18 protein-coding genes are annotated in these 19,564 nt (G+C 64.8%); 9 read left to right on the forward strand and 9 right to left on the reverse strand.

Annotation, left to right across the window (positions count from 1 at the left end):
* Window positions 1-104: 104 nt before the first annotated feature.
* Both ffh and FA90_RS25780 read left to right on the forward strand, forming a co-directional pair.
* Window positions 105-1,472: a signal recognition particle protein gene (ffh, locus tag FA90_RS15475; protein ID WP_036170143.1), complete on the forward strand. Its 1,368-nt coding sequence runs from the start codon at window positions 105-107 to the stop codon at window positions 1,470-1,472.
* A gap of 265 nt (window positions 1,473-1,737) precedes the next feature.
* Window positions 1,738-2,142, forward strand: coding sequence for an SWIB/MDM2 domain-containing protein (locus tag FA90_RS25780; RefSeq protein ID WP_081933873.1), 405 nt, complete (start codon window positions 1,738-1,740; stop codon window positions 2,140-2,142).
* 62 nt (window positions 2,143-2,204) lie between these two features.
* Here FA90_RS25780 and FA90_RS15485 read toward each other — a convergent pair whose 3' ends face one another.
* Window positions 2,205-2,801, reverse strand: a complete 597-nt coding sequence (locus FA90_RS15485) for a lytic transglycosylase domain-containing protein (protein WP_373994639.1) — start codon at window positions 2,799-2,801, stop codon at window positions 2,205-2,207.
* Between the two features lie 65 nt (window positions 2,802-2,866).
* Complete coding sequence (locus FA90_RS15490) at window positions 2,867-4,603, reverse strand: proline--tRNA ligase (protein ID WP_036170148.1); 1,737 nt, start codon at window positions 4,601-4,603, stop codon at window positions 2,867-2,869.
* A gap of 333 nt (window positions 4,604-4,936) precedes the next feature.
* Between FA90_RS15490 and FA90_RS15495 the strand changes: the two genes are divergently transcribed.
* From FA90_RS15495 to FA90_RS15510, 4 genes are all read left to right on the forward strand, one after another.
* A complete protein-coding gene (locus FA90_RS15495) occupies window positions 4,937-5,599 on the forward strand; it encodes an RNA pyrophosphohydrolase (RefSeq protein WP_081933874.1) in 663 nt (220 codons plus the stop codon).
* 153 nt (window positions 5,600-5,752) lie between these two features.
* Window positions 5,753-7,306 (forward strand): retroviral-like aspartic protease family protein, encoded by a 1,554-nt coding sequence (locus tag FA90_RS15500; protein ID WP_036170151.1) that lies wholly within the window; start codon window positions 5,753-5,755, stop codon window positions 7,304-7,306.
* A 32-nt stretch (window positions 7,307-7,338) separates the two neighbouring features.
* Window positions 7,339-8,355 (forward strand): retroviral-like aspartic protease family protein, encoded by a 1,017-nt coding sequence (locus tag FA90_RS15505; RefSeq protein ID WP_036170153.1) that lies wholly within the window; start codon window positions 7,339-7,341, stop codon window positions 8,353-8,355.
* A gap of 62 nt (window positions 8,356-8,417) precedes the next feature.
* Entirely contained in the window at window positions 8,418-8,843 is a 426-nt protein-coding gene (locus FA90_RS15510; RefSeq protein ID WP_036170155.1) for a DUF1841 family protein, read from the forward strand.
* Between the two features lie 102 nt (window positions 8,844-8,945).
* Here the strand turns inward: FA90_RS15510 and FA90_RS15515 are convergent, their stop codons facing one another.
* The 3 genes from FA90_RS15515 to FA90_RS15525 form a co-directional block, all read right to left on the reverse strand.
* Entirely contained in the window at window positions 8,946-10,496 is a 1,551-nt protein-coding gene (locus tag FA90_RS15515; protein ID WP_051971835.1) for a SulP family inorganic anion transporter, read from the reverse strand.
* 94 nt (window positions 10,497-10,590) lie between these two features.
* Window positions 10,591-10,947 carry a cytochrome c gene (locus tag FA90_RS15520; RefSeq protein ID WP_036170157.1) on the reverse strand — a complete coding sequence of 119 codons (357 nt, stop codon included), beginning with the start codon at window positions 10,945-10,947 and terminating at the stop codon, window positions 10,591-10,593.
* A gap of 10 nt (window positions 10,948-10,957) precedes the next feature.
* Window positions 10,958-11,296, reverse strand: coding sequence for a c-type cytochrome (locus FA90_RS15525; RefSeq protein ID WP_036170159.1), 339 nt, complete (start codon window positions 11,294-11,296; stop codon window positions 10,958-10,960).
* A gap of 170 nt (window positions 11,297-11,466) precedes the next feature.
* Between FA90_RS15525 and FA90_RS15530 the strand changes: the two genes are divergently transcribed.
* The gene (locus tag FA90_RS15530; protein WP_036170161.1) at window positions 11,467-12,321 is read left to right on the forward strand and encodes a MoxR family ATPase; all 855 of its coding nucleotides are present in this window, start codon (window positions 11,467-11,469) and stop codon (window positions 12,319-12,321) included.
* Between the two features lie 102 nt (window positions 12,322-12,423).
* Complete coding sequence (locus FA90_RS15535) at window positions 12,424-13,593, forward strand: VWA domain-containing protein (protein WP_036175926.1); 1,170 nt, start codon at window positions 12,424-12,426, stop codon at window positions 13,591-13,593.
* 3 nt (window positions 13,594-13,596) lie between these two features.
* Here the strand turns inward: FA90_RS15535 and FA90_RS25095 are convergent, their stop codons facing one another.
* The gene (locus FA90_RS25095; protein WP_197065310.1) at window positions 13,597-14,217 is read right to left on the reverse strand and encodes a CPBP family intramembrane glutamic endopeptidase; all 621 of its coding nucleotides are present in this window, start codon (window positions 14,215-14,217) and stop codon (window positions 13,597-13,599) included.
* A gap of 375 nt (window positions 14,218-14,592) precedes the next feature.
* Between FA90_RS25095 and FA90_RS15545 the strand changes: the two genes are divergently transcribed.
* Window positions 14,593-16,665 (forward strand): diguanylate cyclase, encoded by a 2,073-nt coding sequence (locus tag FA90_RS15545; RefSeq protein ID WP_081933877.1) that lies wholly within the window; start codon window positions 14,593-14,595, stop codon window positions 16,663-16,665.
* A gap of 9 nt (window positions 16,666-16,674) precedes the next feature.
* Here FA90_RS15545 and FA90_RS15550 read toward each other — a convergent pair whose 3' ends face one another.
* From FA90_RS15550 to FA90_RS15560, 3 genes are all read right to left on the reverse strand, one after another.
* Window positions 16,675-17,043 carry a hypothetical protein gene (locus FA90_RS15550; RefSeq protein WP_051971837.1) on the reverse strand — a complete coding sequence of 123 codons (369 nt, stop codon included), beginning with the start codon at window positions 17,041-17,043 and terminating at the stop codon, window positions 16,675-16,677.
* 101 nt (window positions 17,044-17,144) lie between these two features.
* Window positions 17,145-18,296, reverse strand: coding sequence for a GGDEF domain-containing protein (locus FA90_RS15555; protein WP_156116727.1), 1,152 nt, complete (start codon window positions 18,294-18,296; stop codon window positions 17,145-17,147).
* Window positions 18,297-18,450: 154 nt separating this feature from the next.
* Window positions 18,451-19,416, reverse strand: a complete 966-nt coding sequence (locus FA90_RS15560) for a gamma-glutamyl-gamma-aminobutyrate hydrolase family protein (protein ID WP_036170167.1) — start codon at window positions 19,414-19,416, stop codon at window positions 18,451-18,453.
* Between the last annotated feature and the right edge of the window lie 148 nt (window positions 19,417-19,564).

The raw sequence follows: 19,564 nt of genomic DNA on the forward strand, positions 1-19,564 counted from the left end.
GGTCTTGTCCAGCGAAAATACGCCCCGACATGGGGTAAAATGGCGATTTGGCCGCTCGGAATTTCTTCCCTGAGTCGCACCTATATATCAGTCGAAGGTAGAACATGCTGGATAACTTAACCCAACGTCTTGCCAAGGTCGTCAAGACCATGCGCGGCGAGGCGCGCCTGACCGAAGCCAACACCGCGGAGATGCTGCGCGAAGTGCGCATGGCCCTGCTCGAGGCCGACGTGGCGCTGCCGGCGGTGCGCGAATTCATCGCCAACGTGAAGCAGAAAGCACTGGGCGAGGAAGTCATCGGCTCGCTGTCGCCGGGCCAGGCCCTGGTCGGCGTGGTGCAGAAGGAACTGGCGGCCCTGATGGGCGCCGACCTCGGCCCCGAAGCCGCCCAGCTGTCGTTCGCGCAGCAGCCGCCGGCGATCATCCTGATGGCCGGCCTGCAGGGTGTGGGTAAAACCACCACCACCGGCAAGCTGGCCAAGTACCTCAAGGAACAGAAGAAGAAAAAGGTGCTGACCGTCTCCGCCGACGTGTATCGTCCGGCGGCAATCGCGCAGCTCGAATCGGTTACCAAGCAGGTCGGCGCCGACTTCTTCCCGTCCTCCGCGACCGACAAGCCGGTCGACATCGCGCGCAATGCGCTCGACTGGGCGAAAAAGCACTACCACGACGTCCTGATCATCGACACCGCCGGCCGCCTGGGCATCGACGAGGCGATGATGCAGGAGATCGCCGCGGTGCACGCCGCCGTCAATCCGGTCGAGACGCTGTTCGTGGTCGACGCCATGCTCGGCCAGGACGCGATCAACACCGCCAAGGCCTTCAACGACGCGCTGCCGCTGACCGGCGTGGTGCTGACCAAGCTCGATGGCGATTCGCGCGGCGGCGCGGCGCTGTCGGTGCGCCACGTGACCGGCAAGCCGATCAAGTTCGCCGGCGTCTCGGAAAAGCTGGACGGCCTCGAAGCCTTCGATCCGGCCCGTATGGCCAACCGCGTGCTGGGCATGGGCGACATCCTGGCCCTGGTCGAAGAAGCGCGCAAGGGCGTGGACATGCAGGCCGCGACCGACATGGCCAACAAGATCAAGTCGGGTGGCAAGTTCGACATGAACGACTTCCGCGCCCAACTGAATCAGATGAAGAAGATGGGTGGCATGTCGGGCCTGCTCGACAAGCTGCCGGCCCAGTTCCAGCAGGCCGCGGCCGGCGCCAACATGGACCAGGCCGAGAAGCAGGTGCGCCGCATGTGCGGCATCATCGACTCGATGACGCCGGCCGAACGCGCCAAGCCCGAGCTGATCAAGGCCAACCGCAAGCGCCGCATCGCCGCCGGCGCCGGCGTACAGGTGCAGGAAGTGAACCGCATGCTGGCCCAGTACGACCAGATGAACACGATGATGAAGAAGCTCAAGGGCGGCGGCCTGATGAAGATGATGCGCGGGATGAAGGGCATGATGCCCGGCATGCGCTGATCGTTTTTGGCGTTCAAACGCCATGAAAGCCGTGCCCGGCAAGCGCCGCGCACGGCTTTTTTACGCCCTTCGTTTACCCGCCACTCAGGCCCGAAACAGCGGTTTTTCCCCTCGGGCGCGACACGGGCGGCCCGCTCTGCCATTTTCATGCTTGTTAGAGTGAAAAAATGTCGAAAAAGACTTGCACGAACACTAAAACCCTACCAATATAAGCCGGTGCGTACAAGACGCAACTTTCCAATGAATTCCGTTAGGAGGCTCGAAGATGGCAACAGCCAAAAAATCCACCGCAGCAGCGCCGGCAAAGAAAGCCGCTGCCAAGCCGGCTGCCAAGCCTGCAGCCAAAAAAGCCGCGGCACCCGCCAAGGCAGCAGCAACCAAAGCACCCGCAGCCAAGAAAGCCGCAGCAGCACCGGCCCGCAAGCCGAATGCCGCTTTCATGAAAGAGATGACCCCGTCGGACACCCTGGCCGCCGTCGTTGGCGCCAAGCCGCTGCCGCGCACCGAAGTGACCAAGAAGGTCTGGGATTACATCAAAGAACAAAACCTGCAAGACCCGGAAAACCGTCGCATGATCAATGCCGACGACAAGCTGAAGGCTGTCTTCGGCGGCAAAGGCCAGGTCTCGATGTTCGAGATGACCAAGCTGATTTCGGATCACCTCAAATAATAAGATCAGGCTGCCTCACAGCCGGATACGCAAAAGCCCCGCTCGCGGGGCTTTTTTGTTTTTCAGCGCGACGCCACCACCGTCGGCGCCATGGCCTGCGGCTTGAGTTCCCAGTTCTTCCACGCCGCCAGCACCGCGTTCGGGTACTCGGGCCGGCCGCGGCTGCCGTTGTAGCGGCCCAGGGCCAGGTACAGGCTGCCGCCTTCCATGTCGATGTACATGCGCAGGATCGAGCAGCCGTAGCGCAGGTTGGTCTGCATGTCGAACAGCGCGCGGCGGTTCGAGTCGCCGATGATGCCGGTCCAGAACGGCATCACCTGCATGTAGCCGCGCGCGCCGACCATCGACACCGCGTACTTGCGATACGCCGATTCGACCTGGATCAGGCCCAGCACCAGGCCCGGATCGAGGCCGGCGCGGGTCGCCTCGTACCACGCCGACTCGAGGAACTCGGTGCGCGTCTGTTCGTCCGGCAGGCGGCGCTTCAGGCGCGCCGACACCGTCTCGAACCACTGCTGGTAACGCGCGCGCGCCTGCTCGTCGCGGAAGGTCGGCTTGGGCGGCCGGTTGTCCTGGATCGCGCGCGCGAGCGCCGAGCGGACCGAATCGGCCAACGCTTCTTCCTTCTGGTTGCCGGCACATGCGGCGCCGCTGCTCATCAATAAGATGGACAGCAGCGCGCCGCCGAGCCAGGCCGGCGCCTGGCGCATACGGTGCTTGCGCATCACTTGTTCAATTTACCCTTGATGAAGCCGGCCATGTCGGTGGCCGGGACGGCGGTGGCCTCGGGATCGCGGCGGCCCTGGTATTCCAGGTTGCCTTCCTTGAGACCGCGCTCGCCGATGACGACGCGGTGCGGCACGCCGACCAGTTCCCAGTCGGCGAACATCGCGCCCGGACGCAGGCCGCGGTCGTCGACGATCACGTCGATGCCGGCCGCCTGCAGTTCGGCGTACAGGCGGTCGGTTTCGGTCTTGACCAGCTCGCTGCGGTCGTAGCCCATCGGGCACAGCACCAGCTCGAACGGCGCGATCGAATCCGGCCAGACGATGCCCTTGTCGTCGAAGTTCTGCTCGATCGCAGCGCCCAGGATGCGGGTCACGCCGATGCCGTAGCAACCCATCTGCATCGGCGCCGGCTGGCCCTTCTCGTCCAGGTAGACGCAATTCATCGCGGCGGAATAGGCGGTGCCGAGCTGGAACACATGGCCCACTTCGATGCCGCGCTCGATCGCGAGCGTGCCCTTGCCGTCCGGCGCGGCGTCGCCTTCGACCACGTTGCGCAGGTCGGCCACGACCGGTTCGGCCACGTCGCGGCCCCAGTTGGCCCCTAGCAGGTGGTATTCGGCTTCGTTGGCGCCGCACACGAAATCGGCCATGTTGGCCACGGTGCGGTCGGCCACGATGTTGACCTTGGTCTTGGTGTTGATCGGGCCGAGGTAGCCCGGCACGCTGCCGTAGGCTTCCAGGATCTCGGCTTCGCTGGCGAAGCGGAAGTCCTTCAGGCCCGCGACCTTCGAGACCTTGACTTCGTTCAGCTCATGGTCGCCGCGCAGCAGCAGCAGCCAGTTTTCCTTGGTGACCTTGCCGTCGTCGGCGGTCGTTTCGACGGTCAGCGCGATCGACTTGACGGTCTTGTCCAGGCCAATGCCGAGCAGCCTGGCGACGTCTTCGCACTTGGTGGTCTTGGGGGTCGAGACCTTGGTCAGTTCCTGCGTGGCGGCGGCGCGCGAAGCGATCAGCGCCGGCGCCTCGGCCGCTTCCATGTTGGCCGCGTAGTCCGAATCCGGGTTGTAGACCAGCGCGTCTTCGCCGGTGGAAGCGATCACGTGGAACTCGTGCGAGCCGGTGCCGCCGATGGCGCCGTTGTCGGCCGCGACCGCGCGGAACTTCAGGCCGAAGCGCGTGAAGATCTTGACGTAGGCATTGAACATCGTCTCGTACGACTTCTGCATGCCTTCGACGTCGCGGTCGAACGAATACGCATCCTTCATGGTGAACTCGCGGCCGCGCATCAGGCCGAAGCGCGGACGGCGCTCGTCGCGGAACTTGGTCTGGATGTGATAGAAGTTCAACGGCAGCTGGCGGTAGGACTTGACCTCGTTGCGCACCACGTCGGTGACGACTTCTTCCGAAGTCGGCTGCAGCGCGAAGTCACGGCCGTGGCGGTCCTTCAGGCGCAGCAGTTCCGGGCCCATCTTGTCCCAGCGGCCGGTTTCCTGCCACAGTTCGGCCGGCTGCACCATCGGCATCAGCAACTCGATCGCGCCCGCATTGTTCATCTCTTCGCGAATGATGGCCTCGACCTTGCGGATCACGCGCAGGCCCAGCGGCATGTAGGTGTAGATGCCGGAGCCCAGGCGCTTGATCATCCCGGCGCGCATCATCAGTTTGTGGCTGACGATCTCGGCATCGGAAGGCGCTTCTTTAAGAGTTGAAATAAAAAATCGTGAGGCGCGCATATCGGTGAATTCTTTTTAAAAAGAGAGAGTTATAATCGACCTAATTTTAAAGGATTAGCTGGCCGATGCATCCAATCTTTATACAAATGGGTCCGAAACAAGAGGTGCGTGCCGTTGTTCCTGTGCAAGATTACGACGGTAGTAGCCTAAAAGTGCCTTGCAAAACCGTTGCGAGCGGCCGCAGTTCTGGTTGAGAAGCGCAGCTGTACGGATGTACAGCGAGCATCACAAACCAGAAATGCAACGCGCAGCAGGTTTGGCAAGGTTCTTGGATTTATAAGTAAAAAATTAAGATTTAAGGACTAAGGCCAGCAGAAAGTTTTGAGGTGAATCATGCTCGATCGTGAAGGGTTTCGCCCCAACGTCGGCATCATCCTGCTGAACGCCAACAACGAGGTGTGGTGGGGCAAGCGGGTGCGCGAGCACTCATGGCAATTCCCGCAAGGGGGGATCAAGTACGGCGAGACGCCGGAGCAAGCGATGTACCGCGAGCTCGAGGAAGAGATCGGCCTGCGCCAGGAGCACGTCAAGATCGTGGGCCGCACCCGCGACTGGCTGCGCTATGAAGTGCCCGATCACTTCATCAAGCGCGAAGTGCGCGGACATTACCGCGGCCAGAAGCAGATCTGGTTCCTGCTGCGCATGGTCGCGCGCGACAACGACGTCAACTTGCGCCTGACCGACCATCCCGAGTTCGACGCCTGGCGCTGGCACGACTACTGGGTCCCGCTGGACGTGGTCATCGAGTTCAAGCGCGACGTCTACCAGCGCGCGCTGCAGGAGTTGTCGCGGTTCGTCAGCTGGCCGCCGGGCGGCCAGGAGCGGCGCCAGAGTTCGCGCTACCTGCGCCAGCCGCACGAGCGGCGCGGCCAGAGCAGCCAGGGCAACCGGCAAAGCGGCGGCCCGAACACGCGCGTCGCCGACGTGGCCAGCAAGGCCATCGCCGATGCCGCCGGCAGTTCCAAGCTGGTGCTCGTGGTGCGTGACAAAGAGTGAGAATGCTTCTGTAAAGTAGCACAGAAGCAACACAAACGAAGGCAAGAGCGGTCACACAAAGTCACGCTCTTGCCTTTTGCATTTTTTTTCTTGCTATATTTACAAAACTGCGCAGTAGAATCATTTTCATCATGATTCATTCTGCGTGGTCCGATGAGATTCCTTCTTCCGCGTCTGTGTAACACCGCCGCCCTCCTCGCCTGGGCGCTGTCCGCCTGCGTCCTCCCGGTGGCCGCCCACGCTGACGATGCGGCGCCGCGCTGCCTCTACGTCGACATCGCCGACGTGCCGATCCATTACCTCGGCGCGGGCATGATGCCGGCGGTCGAGGGCGACATCAACGGCAAGCCGGCCACCATGCTGGCCGATACCGGCGCGTCCGAGAGCAGCGTGACCATGAACGGCGCCGTGCGCCTCGACCTCGGGCTGTTCATGACCGGCCGCTACGTCCAGGGCGTGGCCGGCGACGCGCGCCTGTACGCGACGCGCGTCAAGGAAATCGGCATCGGCCCGGCCAAGAGCACCCGCAGCGTCGAGCTGCCGGTGATCGGCCAGGACGACTTCGAATTCGACGCGATCGCCGGCGCCCCCTTCCTGCTGCAGGCCGACCTCGAGATCGACCTGCGCGCCAAGCAGATGCGCTTCTTCCGCTCGCGCGACTGCGGCGACCGCCCGCTGCTGTTGTGGCAGGAGCAGACCACGATGGTGCCGTTCCAGTACCACCGCGACCGCAGCCCGAATCCGCACTTCACGGTCAAGGTCAACGGCCGGGAGCTGGATGCGTTCATCGACACCGGCGCCCACCACACCATCATGACGCTGAGCGCCGCCAGGCGGCTCGGCATCGACGTCGACGGCCCGGGCGTCAAGCGCCTGGGCACCATGCACGGCATCGGCTCCGAGCGCGCGGCGCATTGGGCGGCCCGGCTCGACACCTTCGAGATCGGCGACGAGACCGTCAAGAACGCCGAGATCGGCATCGTCGACATGCAGAGCGACGTGAACGCCGACGTGCTGCTCGGGCAGGACTTCCTGCGCGCGCACCGTGTGCTGTTCGCCATGAGCCAGAAGAAGCTGTACTTCGCCTACCTCGGCGGCGACGCCTTCACGCGCAGCACCGGCATGCCGGCCTGGGTGCGCGCCGAGGCGGAAGGCGGCAGCCCGGACGGCCAGTACGCGCTGGCGCTGGCCTACGCGAACGGCGACGGGGTCGAACGCGACCCGGTCCAGGCGCGCGCCTGGCTGGAAAAATCCGCGGCCGGCCGCCAGCCGCACGCCCAGCTCTGGCTCGGGCGCCAGCAGCTCCAGGCCGGACAGGCCGCCGCGGCGATCCCGCTGCTGCGCGCGGCGCTCGATCAATTGCCGGCCGAGCGCGTGGGCCCGCTCTGGCTCTACCTCGCGCGCGTGCGCAACGGCGAAGCCGCGCTCGCGCAGACCGAGCTGCGCGCTTCCCTGGACCAGCGCCGCGAAAGCGCCTGGCCCGATCCGGTCGCCGAGTTCTATCTCGGCAAGCTGGACGCCGCGCACCTGCTCGAACAAGCCGCCAAGGACAAGACGAGCGCACATGCGCGCAGCTGCATGGCCGACGAGTACATGGCGGAATGGCATGCGGCCCAGGGCCAGCGCGAGCAGGCCGATGCGCTGCGCGCGACGCTGCGTGCGCAGTGCGCACCGGCCCCGGCCGCCAAGCCCGCAGCCGCGCCCTGAACCCGATTCATCCACCTGAAAGCGAGACTCCGATGCCTGCCCTGCGCCACCTCCCAAACCTGCGCCTGTCCCTGGGCGCGCTGGTCTTCTTGTCCACGCTGACGCTGCCGGTGCTGTCACACGCCGCCGGCGAAGCCGGCAGCTGCAAATACGTCCCGATCGCCAAGATCGACGTCGACTATTCCGACCGCACCCGTCGCGTCGTGGTCACGGGCACCATCAACGGCACGCAGGTTCCGATGATGATGGATACCGGTGCCTACGAGACCCTCCTGCTGCGCAATGGCGCCGACCGGCTCGGCCTGAGGCTCGAGGCCACCGGCAAGTACTCCTATGGCCTCGCCGGCGCGACGATCACCTACCGCACCCACGTCAACGATTTCTCGCTCGGGGCCTCCCATACCGGCCGGACAGTGGTGCCGGTGATCGACGTTCCCGGCGAAAAGCGCAATGAAGCCATCGTAGGCGCGGACTACCTGCTGCAGACTGACATGGAGCTGTCGCTGGCGGACAAATACATGCAGTTCTTCCGCGCCAGCGGCTGCGACGACACCTATCTGGCTTACTGGGACCAGAATGCAATGGAAATCCCTTTCATCGGCAAGGAAGGCAAGTCGAACAAGCCTTTCGTGACCGTCGAGCTGAACGGCGTGAAGATGAAAGCCATGCTCGATACCGGCGCGCCACGCACCACGATCGGCCGCCATGCCGCCGAACAGGCTGGCATTAACGTCAACGCGCCAGAGGTCCACAAGATCGGCCAAAGCGGCGGGATCGGGCACGAGCTGCGCGACAACTGGGTTGCCGATTTCAAAAGCTTCAAGATTGGCGACGAAACGGTCAACAACCCCCATATGATCATCCGCGACGACCCGCCGCAGGGCGAAGGCCAGGTCGACGTCCTGCTCGGCATCGACTTCCTGCGGGTCCACCACATCCTGTTCGCGATGAGCCAGCACAAGCTGTACATGAGCTACCTGGGCGGCTCGCTGTTCGGCGCCGGCGAGGAAGGGCCGCAAGTGGCTAAGCAGGTGCCGAAAGCTCCCTGAGCGTCCAAGCGCCCTGACCGCCGGCGCGCTACAATGGTGCCTGTTTCTTTTGCAGGCACCCTATGTTCACCCCCTCTTCCCACGACGTCCGGCGCTTTTTCTGCGAGGCCTACCGCAAGCGCAGCGCCGGCGAAATCCTGACCCCGATGGATGCGATGGCGGCCGACTGGATCGACCAGCATCCCGAATACCACGACGCCCTGCAGGACGCCGACGAGGCCGTCGCGCGCGACTACTCGGTCGAGGGCGGCCAGCCGAATCCCTTCCTGCATCTGTCGATGCACCTGTCGATCACCGAGCAGGTCTCGATCGACCAGCCGCGCGGCATCCGCGCCGCCTACCAAGCCCTGGCCGCGCGCATCGGCGAGCACGACGCCCAGCACGAAGTCATGGAATGCCTGGGCGAGATGATCTGGTCGGCGCAGCGGCACGGCACGCTGCCGGATACCGATGCCTACGTCGAGTGCATCAAGAAACGTATTCGTTGACCAACAAGCCTGCAACGCTTCGCGGCCTTTTGGAAGCGCAGCGAGCATCGCAGCGCTCGGCGCCCCCGCAGCGATGCAACGCCCAGCCGCTGATGACAGGCCTCAATCCAGCTTGTCGTCGGCCACCCGGTAGTTCGGGTCTTCCATCAGGTTCACCTCGATCATGTCGCGCGCACGCGCGAGCAGCGCCTGGCAATCCGGACTCAGGTGCCGCAGGTGCAGCCGCTTGCCGAGCGTGCGATAACGGTCGCTCAGGCTGTCGATCGCCTGGATCGCCGAGTGGTCGGCCACGCGCGCGTCCCTGAATTCGAGCACCACGTCCTGCGGGTCGTCGCGCGGCGTGAACAGCGCCTGGAACGCCGCGGCCGAGGCGAAGAACAGCGTGCCCTCGAGCGCGTACACCTTGCGCCCGAACGCATCGATCGACGTCGCCGCGCGGATCTGCTTGGCGTGCTGCCAGGCGAACACCAGCGCCGACACGATCACGCCCACCACCACCGCAATGGCCAGGTTGAAGGCGAGCGTCACGCCGGCCACGATCACGATCACCAGCGCGTCGGCGCGCGGCACCTTGCCGAACAGGCGGAACGTGCCCCACTCGAAGGTCTTTTCGCACACCACGAACATCACGCCGATCAGCGCCGCCAGCGGGATCTGCTCGATCACGCTCGATCCGAACAGGATGAAGCACAGCAGCGCCGCGCCGGCCGTCATGCCCGCCAGGCGCCCGCGCGCGCCGTTGCCGACGTTGATCATGCTCTGGCCGATCATCGCGCAGCCGCCCATGCCGCCGAACAGGCCGGTGACGACGTTGGCCGCGCCCTGCGCCAGGCTCTCGCGGTTCGGCTGGCCGCGTGTGTCGGTGATCTCGTCGATCAAGGTCAGCGTCAGCAGCGTCTCGATCAGGCCGACGCCGGCCAGCACCAGCGAGTACGGGAACACGATCCTGAGCGTCTCCCAATCGAACGGCACATCCGGCACGTGCAGGCGCGGCAAGCCGCCGGCGATCGAGCCGAGGTCGCCCACTGTGCGCGTCTCGATGTGCAGCAGGTGCGCCAGCAGCGCCACCACGACGATGCCGACCAGCGTCGACGGCACCGCCTTGGTGATGCGCGGCGTCAGGTAGACGATCGCCATCGTAAGCGCGACCAGGCCGAGCATGGTCCACAGCTGGGCGCCGCTCATCCAGTGCGTCGCGCCGTCCGCGCCGAGCGTCTTGAAGTGCTCGAACTGGGCCACGAAGATCACGATCGCCAAGCCGTTCACGAAGCCGAGCATGACCGGATGCGGCACCATGCGGATGAATTTGCCGAGCCGGACAGCCGCGAACAGCATCTGCAGCACGCCCATCAGCACCACGGCGGCGAACAGGTACTGCGCGCCGTGCTGCACCACCAGCGCGACCATCACCACGGCCAGCGCACCGGCCGCGCCCGAGATCATGCCGGGCCGGCCGCCGAAGGCCGAGGTGATGAACGAGACCAGCACGGCGGCGTACAGGCCGGTCAGCGGCGAGACGTGGGCGACCAGGGCAAACGCGATCGCTTCCGGCACCAGGGCCAGTGCGACGGTCAGGCCGCTGAGCAGGTCGGTTTTGCGCTGGGCCAGCGTCGGGGACGGATTGGGTGAAACGGCGGGAACGGCGGACGACAAAGCGGCACTCCAGAAAAAACAAATCCCCGAGCCCGCAAAGGCTGAGGGATTTCACGATCGGAAGCCGCTATTGTAGCGCGATGCGCGCCTGGGCTTATTTGCGCGTCACGAGCGGTCCCGGCAGGCCTTCCAGGTAGGTGGCGATGTCGAGCATGTCGCGGTCCGACAGCGGCTGGGCCATGCCGGCCATGATCGGGTTGTTGCGGCCGCTGATGCCCTTGTTGCCGCGCTTGTACGAGGTGAGCGCGTGCACCAGGTAGTCGGTGTACTGGCCGGCCAGCTTGGGATAGCTCGGGTCGATCGGGGTCTTGTAGTCGGCGCCGTGGCAGGAGGCGCAGTTGTACTTCTTGGTGAGTTCGGCGCCGCGCGCGGCGTCGCCGCCGGCCGAGGCGTTCAGGGATACCGACAACAGGAAGGCGCCGCAGGCCAGCGCAACGGGGACGTTTTTCATGGCGCTTTCCTTATTTGCCGTTGGCGTTCTGGTTCGCGTAATAGGCAGAGATCTCGGCGATGTCCTGGTCCGACAGCAGCTTGGCGGTCGGCGTCATCTGCGGGTGCACGCGGTCGCCTTTTTTATAGGCCTGCAGCGCGGCTTCGATGTATTTGGCGTTCTGGCCGCCGATGCGCGGCACGCGGTAGACCTCGGGGAAGCCGGTTTTATAGTCGGGGATGCCGTGACAACCGATGCACTGCTCGACCTTGTTGCGGGCGTTCTGGGTGGTGAGCGGGCCGGCTGCGCCGGCCGCGCCGGTGGTGCCGAGCGCCGCAGCGAGCAGAAGTACAGCTAATGATGTTTTCATGGTTGGCAATCGTTAGGTGGATCGAATACCGCAAAGCAAAAACTTAGCATTTGTACTATGACTGGCCGATTCTATATGAAGAATATGGCTCAGTCTACCAAGCGCCGGACGGCTCCGGGATGGTGTTCTGGCATATACTCGAAGGCCTCGATCCCCGACAAAAACGCCCCATGCACGCACCTCGACGCTTCGAAGGCAGCGACCAGTACGTCGCCACCGATGACCTGAAACTGGCGGTGAACGCCGCCCTCACCCTGGCCCGGCCGCTGCTGATCAAGGGCGAACCGGGCACCGGCAAGACCATGCTGGCCGAAGAAGTGGCGGCGGCCCTGAACATGCCCCTGCTTCAATGGCATATCAAGTCCACCACGAAAGCGCAGCAGGGTCTGTACGAGTACGACGCGGTCTCGCGCCTGCGCGATTCGCAGCTCGGCGACGAGCGCGTGCGCGACATCCACAACTACATCGTCAAGGGCGTGCTGTGGCAAGCCTTCACCGCGCCCGAGCCGGTGGTGCTGCTGATCGACGAGATCGACAAGGCCGACATCGAGTTCCCGAACGACCTGCTGCGCGAACTCGACCGCATGGAGTTCTACGTCTACGAGACGCGCGAGATGGTGGTGGCCAAGCACCGCCCGCTGGTCATCATCACCTCCAACAACGAAAAGGAACTGCCGGACGCATTCCTGCGCCGCTGCTTCTTCCACTACATCAAATTCCCCGACCGCGACACGATGGCAGACATCGTCAAGGTGCACTACCCGCACCTCAAGCACGACCTGCTGGCCGCGGCGCTGCAGAGCTTTTACGAACTGCGCGACGTGCCGGGCCTGAAGAAAAAGCCGTCGACGTCGGAATTCCTCGACTGGCTCAAGCTGCTGCTGGCCGAGGACATCCCGCCGGAAGCGCTGCGCAGCCAGGACACCCGTGCAGTCGTGCCGCCGCTGCACGGCGCGCTGCTGAAGAACGAGCAGGACGTCAGCCTGTTCGAGCGCCTGGTGGCGATGGCGAGGCACAACCGATGATGCGCGTCGATCCGGCCACCCTGCAATTGAACGGCGTGTGCCTTGAGCCGCTCGTCCGGCACCGCGCGGATGGCCGGCGCGCCGTATAGGCCGGAGCAAGCCATGCTGATCGACTTCTTCTTCACGCTGCGCGACGCCAAGGTCCCGGTCTCGATCAAGGAATTCCTGACCCTGCTCGAGGCGTTGGAAAAGAGCGTGATCGCGCCTTCGCTCGACGAGTTCTACTACCTCGCGCGCCTGACGCTGGTGAAGGACGAGCCCCATTTCGACAAGTTCGACAAGGCCTTCGGCGCCTACTTCAAAGGCATCGAGACGGTGTTCGATACTAAGGCGGAGATTCCGCTCGACTGGCTTGTCAAACGGCTCGAGCGCGAGCTGACGCCCGAGCAGAAAGCCGAGCTGCAAAAACTCGGCTACGACAAATTGATGGCGCGCCTGCAGGAACTGCTGAAGGAGCAGAAGGAGCGCCACGAAGGCGGCAGCAAGTGGATCGGCACCGGCGGTACTTCGCCGTTCGGCAATGGCGGCGCGAACCCGGAAGGCATCCGCATTGGCGGCCAGGGCGGCAAGCGCAGCGCGGTGAAAGTGTGGGACCAGCGCTCGTACCGCGACTACGATGCCGAGCGCGAACTGGGCACGCGCAACATCAAGGTCGCGCTGCGCCGCCTGCGCCGCTTCGCGCGCGTGGGCGCGCACGAGGAGCTGGCGCTCGAGGACACGATCCGCTCGACCGCCAACAACGCCGGCTGGCTCGACATCCGCATGCAGCCCGAGCGGCGCAACCGCATCAAGGTGGTGATGCTGCTGGATGTGGGCGGCAGCATGGACGACCACATCGAACGCACCGAGGAACTGTTTTCGGCGGCCCAGTCCGAGTTCAAGACGATGGAGTTCTTCTACTTCCACAACTGCGTCTACGACCACCTGTGGAAGAACAACCGGCGCCGCCACAGCGAACGCTTCCCGACCTGGGACGTGCTGCGCACCTACCCGCCCGACACGCGCCTGATCTTCGTGGGCGACGCCACCATGAGCCCGTACGAGATCCTGGCGCCGGGCGGCTCGGTCGAGTACAACAACGAGGAGGCCGGCGCCGAATGGCTGGCGCGCTGCTGCAGCGCCTTTCCGAAATTCGCCTGGCTCAACCCCGAGCCCGAGCACCTGTGGAACTACCGGCAGTCCATTTCCATCATCCGGCAGATCCTCAACAACCGCATGTTCCCGGTGACGATCGACGGGCTGGAACGGGCGATGCGGCTGCTGAGCAAGTAAGTTTCAATCGCGCGCCTGGATCACGCTGCGCACCACCAGCAGCCCGACGATGTCGATCCACAGGTGCACCAGCATCGCCGCCAGCAGGCCGACATACTGGTAGATGGTGCCGAGCGCCACGCTGGCAAGGAATACGCCGGCCGCCTGCACCAGCGCCGGCTTGTCCAGGCGCTTCAAACGGTAGACCGGCACGTGCGACGCGAGGAACAGCACCGACACGATCCACACACCCAACAGCGGCTGCAGCGCCGCGCGGAACAGCAGCTCCTCGCCGACGGCGGCGCACAGTGCGATCCACAGCGGGTTGTGGCCGCGCAGGTCGAGCCGCGCATAGCTGGCCACGGTGCGCATGCTCGCTTCCGAATCGGCCGAACGCCGATACAGCAGCCACGATGCGCCGGCAGCCACCAGCGCCAGGCCCTGGCCGATCAGCAACTGCCACAGCGGGTCGAGCGGCTGGCTGAACAGGCGCCAGGGACGCTCGCGCGTGAAGTAAAGAATGAGTCCGGCCAGCAGGCACAGCACCAGGCAGGTCAGCACCTGCGCGGACAGGCGCACGTGCGCGCGCACAGGCGTGGGGCCGACGGCCGACGCCGGATTGGATCGAGGAGGTCGTTGGGTCATTGCGGGCCATTCTATCTGAGTGCGAATCGAACATGCCAATCGAATGGCACGCCGGGTCAGCCACGACCTTGTTAAAACGATCATTTTGTTAAGACTGGCGACGGCTTGCCATTCCGCTTTTACCAAATCGCCTGTAACCGAGATTGCTCATCTTGCACAAAGCAATGATTTTTTGACCACTCAAATATTCTTTCAATACTATGTGGGTGACACATCAATTCAGGCCGTGTCGATCCTCAATGCAGTTCCAGCAATGAAGAGTAACAAAGATGCATTTTGTTGCACATACCACAGTTCAAATCGCCAAGATTCAAGTTGAATTGTGGAATGTATAGTTTCCGGGTGTTACTATTGCAGAGCTGATGTGGAGGAGATATGGCCAAGCGCCGATTATTGGTAGGGCTGCTGTCCTTGTACTGGACAGTCTCGGCGCATGCCGATGCCGCGCGCGACGATTTTACCCGCGACCTTGCCGTCGCCCGCGAACAAGCCTACGTCGCGCCGAGCGAGGCGCTGCGGCAGCTCGAGCTGCTCAAGATCGGGCGCAGTGGACGCGAACTGGGCCAGGTCCTGGCCGAGATGGGCCCCGCCTACTATTGGCAGGGCCACAAGCGCAAGGCGCTCGAGCTTGCCATCCAGGCGGAAAACCTCGCGCGCGCCGAGCATGACGACGCCTTGCTGGCCCGGGCGATGCTGGAACACGGCTTCGCGCTGTCCGATTTCATGCACGACCAGGACACCGCGCATCGTCTCGTGCAGCAGGCGGAACAACTCGCCTCGACCACGCGCGACGCTTACCTGCAGACCAAGGTGCTGGTCACGCAAGGCCTGATCGCCGAGGAAGAAGGCCGCAGCGCCGACGGCATGGAACTGGTCGCGCGCGCCCTCGCCCTGGCGCGCTTCTCCAGCGATCCGGACGCGCTGTCGATGGCGCTGCGCGAACAGGCGCGCCAGCTGGCCGCGGTCGGCGACGACCAGCAGGCCCTCGAACTCACCGACGAACTGGTCGCCCTGGCCGAGAACGGCGGCGTGCCGGCCCAGCTGGCGCGCGCCAAGCTGTCCGAGTACGCCATCGCCGCGCGCATCGGCCGCGGCAGCCGCGCCGAAGCGGCATTGAAAACCGCAGTCGCCACGCTGCAGGACCTGCATGCCGAGGAACGCCTTGCGGTCCCGCTGGCGAACCTGGCCGAACTGAACATCCAGGCCAAGCGCTACCGCGAGGCGCAGCGCGCCAGCCGCACCGCCTTGCGCCTGTCGCGCCAGCTCGACGACCAGCATGGCATCCAGCTGGCCACGTTCCAGCTCGGCATGGCCGAGATCTACCTGGGCGACGTCACCGATGGCAAGACCAAGGCGGAACGCGCGCTCGACGGCCTGGTCAACGACGAACGCTACGTGCGCATGCTGCTCGACTATGGCCATGTGCTGAACCAGGTCGGCGAAAGCGACGCCGCGCTGAACGTGGTCGAGCAGGCCGGCTCGGTGTCGCTGGCCGCCTGGCGCAAGGAAAAGCAGCTGGCCTACCAGGCGCTGCAGCGCGCCCACGCCTTCCAGAAAAAGCAGACCGAGCTGTCCAGGAAGCAGAGCGAACTGGCTGCCCTGCACCACGAAGCCGAACTCAAGGCGGCCGAGCTGGAAAACACCCGGCGCCAGCGCATGCTGTGGGTGCTGCTGAGCGCCACGACTCTGGTCGCGGTCGCGCTGATCGCCCTGCTCTACCGGCGCGTCGCCAAGGCGAACCGCGCGCTGCACGTGAAGAACGAGCAGCTGTTCACGCAGAGCACGCGCGATTCGCTGACCGGCCTGTTCAACCGCCACTATTTTTACGAGCACGTGGTGCCGCTGCACCATGCGGCGGCCGGCATCGCCGATGCGGCGCCGGATCGGCGTGCGCCTGCGGGCGTCGCGGATAGCGCGCAGGGCGGCATGTTCCTGCTGCTCGACATCGACCACTTCAAGTCGATCAACGACCGCTTCGGCCATGCCGCCGGCGACGCCGTGCTGAAGAACGTCGCGGCGCGGCTGTCGGCGACGCTGCGCGAACAGGACGTGCTGATCCGCTGGGGCGGCGAGGAATTCCTGGCCTGGCTGCCGGGCCTGGCCACCGAGGAGACGCGCCAGGTCTGCACGCGTTTGCTGGCGGCGGTGTCGGGTAAGCCGATCGCCGTCGATGCGCAAGCGCTGCAGGTGACGGTCTCGATCGGCTTCTGCCCGAAAGCGGCCGCCGCGCCCGATGTGGCAGCGCCCGGCTGGGAACAGCTGGTGCACCTAGCCGACCTGTGCCTGTACCTGGCCAAGACCGCCGGACGCAACCAGGCCTTCGGCATCAGCGATGCCAGCGCGCTGACGCCGGATGCGATCGCCGCCGCCGATGCGGACATGCGGCAAGCGTCGGACGAGGGCCTGGTGGCGCTGCTGAACGTCAAGACCTCGGGCGCAGCGCCCTGATCGTTTTCTTCACCCCGCCAGCGCCGCCTTGCCCGTCCCCGGGCGCAGGATGCGCGCCAGCAGCGCACGCCGCGGCGGCGCCGGCATGCGGCTGTCGACCAGATCGGCCCAGCGGGTGCGCAATTGCTCGCAGGTGGCGCGCAGCACCGGCTCGGCGTCCGGCAGGCGCGCCAGTGCGTCGAGGTGACGCTCGATCACGGCGGCCAGCTTGACGCAGGGGCCGTCGCCCTCGTCTTGCGCGCCGGATGGACTGTTCGCCCCCGCCGGGCTGCGCATCGTGTACTGCGACATCAGGTGCAGCAGCGCCGCCGTCAACAATGCGTGGCGGGTGCTCGGGCTGCTTGAAACGGGAATATCGTCCAGGAAATCATCGTCCATATCGCCTCCTTTGTTGAGAATGATTCTCATTCAAATTATGAGACTGGGAACTGAGGAAGGCAAGCGATTTTCAAGCGTGCATGCGCAGGTTCGCCGGCAGGCTATACCGCTGCCGGCACGACCCGGTTTTTGCCGGAACGCTTTGCCTGATACAGCGCTTTGTCAGCGGCATCGATGAGCGAGGCGGTATCCGGGCGGTCGGCGCCAAGACTGGCAACGCCGATGCTGACGGTGTACTTCGGCACGCCTTGTGCGATCGATTCTGCAATGCCACTTCGAATACGCTCGGCGATGTCTTGCGCAGCCTCGAGGCCGGTGTGTGGCAGAAGGACCACGAACTCTTCGCCTCCATAACGGCCCATCATGTCGTGGGTGCGCAGCAGCGCCATCGCCCGGCCGGCAAAATCGGCGATGACCTTGTCGCCGGTCAGGTGGCCGTGCGTGTCGTTGATGGCCTTGAAATTGTCCAGGTCCATGATCAACAGCGACAGCGGCGCACCGCGGCGCCGCGCCACGCCGATCTCGCGCTCGAGCACGTCGAGGAAAGCGTCACGCCGGTAGGCGCCCGACATCGGATCATGCAGCGCCTGCGATTCGAGGCGGTGCTGGAGTGCACGGTTGACCATGAGCAGAAATCCCAGGCTCATCGCCACCAGCGAGAACGGGAACGACGAAATATAGATGTCGTGAATCACCGATTTATCGTTTTTCAGCGAGAGCGTACCCGCGGCCATGAGCACGGAAACGCAGCGCACGAGCATGACCAGCGCCGTGCCTGCGTAGATGGTGCAGGTGAACCATTCGGCGAACCGCTTGACGCGGTAGCGGGCGATCGATACGGCGCAGGCGCCGAACAGTACGGTCAGCAGGCCGCTGACGAGAATCACCCGCGCCCGGTAGTCGTCGTCGACGAAGGTGACCCACGCCAGCGCCAGCGCGGTGGCGCCGAGCAGCGTCAGAAAGAGCCGTCCGCGCTGTTTCAGTGCGCCGAACAGGCCGAGGCTGCGGTTCATGGCGACGACACCCGCCGGGATCAGCAGGTTCGGCAGGAAGCTGTGGAACAGCACCGGAAGGGTGCCGCGCGAGGTGAAGCCGCATGCGGCGAATACCATCAGCAGGCATCCCCAGCCCCATTCGGAGAGGCCGCTGATCGACTTCGGAAAGCCGACGCGCAAGGCAAAGAACAGGAAACCGCACAACAACCCGAATGCAGCGGAAATGACGATGAACGAATTTGTGTCAATGCCAAGCACGGCACACAGCCCTTCCCGGGCTGCGCCGGTATCGAAAATCCCCCGTGCCGAAAGAGCCAGCGGCTCACGGGTACCGATGGGCTATGTAACGAGGATATTAATCTTATCACATGATGTTGTGAGAAAGAAAATAAACATCCTGATCAGGTACGTTTTACAACCGGGTTTCACGCGCCGCTCGCAAGAACGCATCCAGCACCGGCGTGCAATCCAGCAGCGCCGTCCCCTTGGCACGATGAAACTCCGGATGCCACTGCAGCCCCATCACGAACGGCGCACGCTGGTAACGGATCGCCTCGACCACCCCATCCGGATCCGACATCGCCTCGACCAGGATGTCGCGTCCCAGGTCCTTCACGGCCTGGTGATGGATCGAATTGACGGTCGGCCGCCGCTGGTCGGGAAACATCTTGCCCAGCGAGGAACCGGGCGGGAACACGATCGCATGCCGGTGCGCGTCGTAATCCTCGTGTACATGGGCCTGGGCCCCGGGCAGGTCGGTCGCGACGTCCTGGTACAGCGTGCCGCCGAACGCGACGTTGATCAGCTGGCAACCGCGGCAGATGCCCAGCACCGGCTTGCCGGCTTCGACGAATTCGTGCAGCAGCTCGAGCTCGTACACGTCGCGCGCGCGGTCGCCGCTCCATTCGGGGCGGCTCGGCGATTCGGCATAGGTCGTCGGCGAGACGTCGGCCCCGCCCTGCAGCACCAGACCGTCCAGGTGGCGCGCGTAGTGGCGCAGCGTGATGTTGCTAGGATGAAGCAGCCCGCTGGTGTTCACGGTCGGCACCATGAAGACCAGCACGTCGCGCGACATCACCCATTGCGCGATCGACTCTTCCAGGTACTGCAGGTTCTTGCTGCGCAGGCCGACGGCGCCCGGCTCGGGGTGGTAGATGCGCGCCGAGACGCCGATGCGCAGCGTGCGCCGCATGAAGTCGCGGCCGAGGCGGTCACCGAGTGCGCGCCAGCGCGAGCGCAGCACGCGGCCGGCCAGGCTCCAGGGCGTGTCGCCCGGACGCAGATAGCGCGAAGCGCCGCCGCCGGCGCGCCGGTCGGGCACGCGTGGCGGGCCGGCCTTGTCGGCGCTGCCATTGTCGTCTGCGTTGTCCTCTGCCATGATTTAAATATAGCCCTGCCATGGCCGCGCACGATTCGGAATCGAAAAAATGGCATCCCGGCAGCGGTGACAGGGCCGTGAAAACTTGCGGCAACGCGCTTCGCCCCCATCTTGCAGAGTGCGCCCGAGCCCGTGCGCATTCGTGACA

It is taken from the genome of Massilia sp. 9096 (genome assembly GCF_000745265.1).
Classification (GTDB): domain Bacteria; phylum Pseudomonadota; class Gammaproteobacteria; order Burkholderiales; family Burkholderiaceae_D; genus Telluria.

What these genes read in the sequence shown, in the direction of transcription:
- FA90_RS15510 (WP_036170155.1), top strand. Translation starts at nt 8,418, where the DNA reads ATGTTCACCCCCTCTTCCCACGACGTCCGGCGCTTTTTCTGCGAGGCC.
- FA90_RS25780 (WP_081933873.1), top strand. Translation starts at nt 1,738, where the DNA reads ATGGCAACAGCCAAAAAATCCACCGCAGCAGCGCCGGCAAAGAAAGCC.
- FA90_RS15560 (WP_036170167.1), bottom strand. Translation starts at nt 19,416, where the DNA reads ATGGCAGAGGACAACGCAGACGACAATGGCAGCGCCGACAAGGCCGGC.
- FA90_RS15485 (WP_373994639.1), bottom strand. Translation starts at nt 2,801, where the DNA reads ATGAGCAGCGGCGCCGCATGTGCCGGCAACCAGAAGGAAGAAGCGTTG.
- ffh (WP_036170143.1), top strand. Translation starts at nt 105, where the DNA reads ATGCTGGATAACTTAACCCAACGTCTTGCCAAGGTCGTCAAGACCATG.
- FA90_RS15550 (WP_051971837.1), bottom strand. Translation starts at nt 17,043, where the DNA reads ATGGACGATGATTTCCTGGACGATATTCCCGTTTCAAGCAGCCCGAGC.
- FA90_RS25095 (WP_197065310.1), bottom strand. Translation starts at nt 14,217, where the DNA reads ATGACCCAACGACCTCCTCGATCCAATCCGGCGTCGGCCGTCGGCCCC.
- FA90_RS15530 (WP_036170161.1), top strand. Translation starts at nt 11,467, where the DNA reads ATGCACGCACCTCGACGCTTCGAAGGCAGCGACCAGTACGTCGCCACC.
- FA90_RS15495 (WP_081933874.1), top strand. Translation starts at nt 4,937, where the DNA reads ATGCTCGATCGTGAAGGGTTTCGCCCCAACGTCGGCATCATCCTGCTG.
- FA90_RS15520 (WP_036170157.1), bottom strand. Translation starts at nt 10,947, where the DNA reads ATGAAAAACGTCCCCGTTGCGCTGGCCTGCGGCGCCTTCCTGTTGTCG.
- FA90_RS15525 (WP_036170159.1), bottom strand. Translation starts at nt 11,296, where the DNA reads ATGAAAACATCATTAGCTGTACTTCTGCTCGCTGCGGCGCTCGGCACC.
- FA90_RS15490 (WP_036170148.1), bottom strand. Translation starts at nt 4,603, where the DNA reads ATGCGCGCCTCACGATTTTTTATTTCAACTCTTAAAGAAGCGCCTTCC.
- FA90_RS15500 (WP_036170151.1), top strand. Translation starts at nt 5,753, where the DNA reads ATGAGATTCCTTCTTCCGCGTCTGTGTAACACCGCCGCCCTCCTCGCC.
- FA90_RS15535 (WP_036175926.1), top strand. Translation starts at nt 12,424, where the DNA reads ATGCTGATCGACTTCTTCTTCACGCTGCGCGACGCCAAGGTCCCGGTC.
- FA90_RS15505 (WP_036170153.1), top strand. Translation starts at nt 7,339, where the DNA reads ATGCCTGCCCTGCGCCACCTCCCAAACCTGCGCCTGTCCCTGGGCGCG.
- FA90_RS15545 (WP_081933877.1), top strand. Translation starts at nt 14,593, where the DNA reads ATGGCCAAGCGCCGATTATTGGTAGGGCTGCTGTCCTTGTACTGGACA.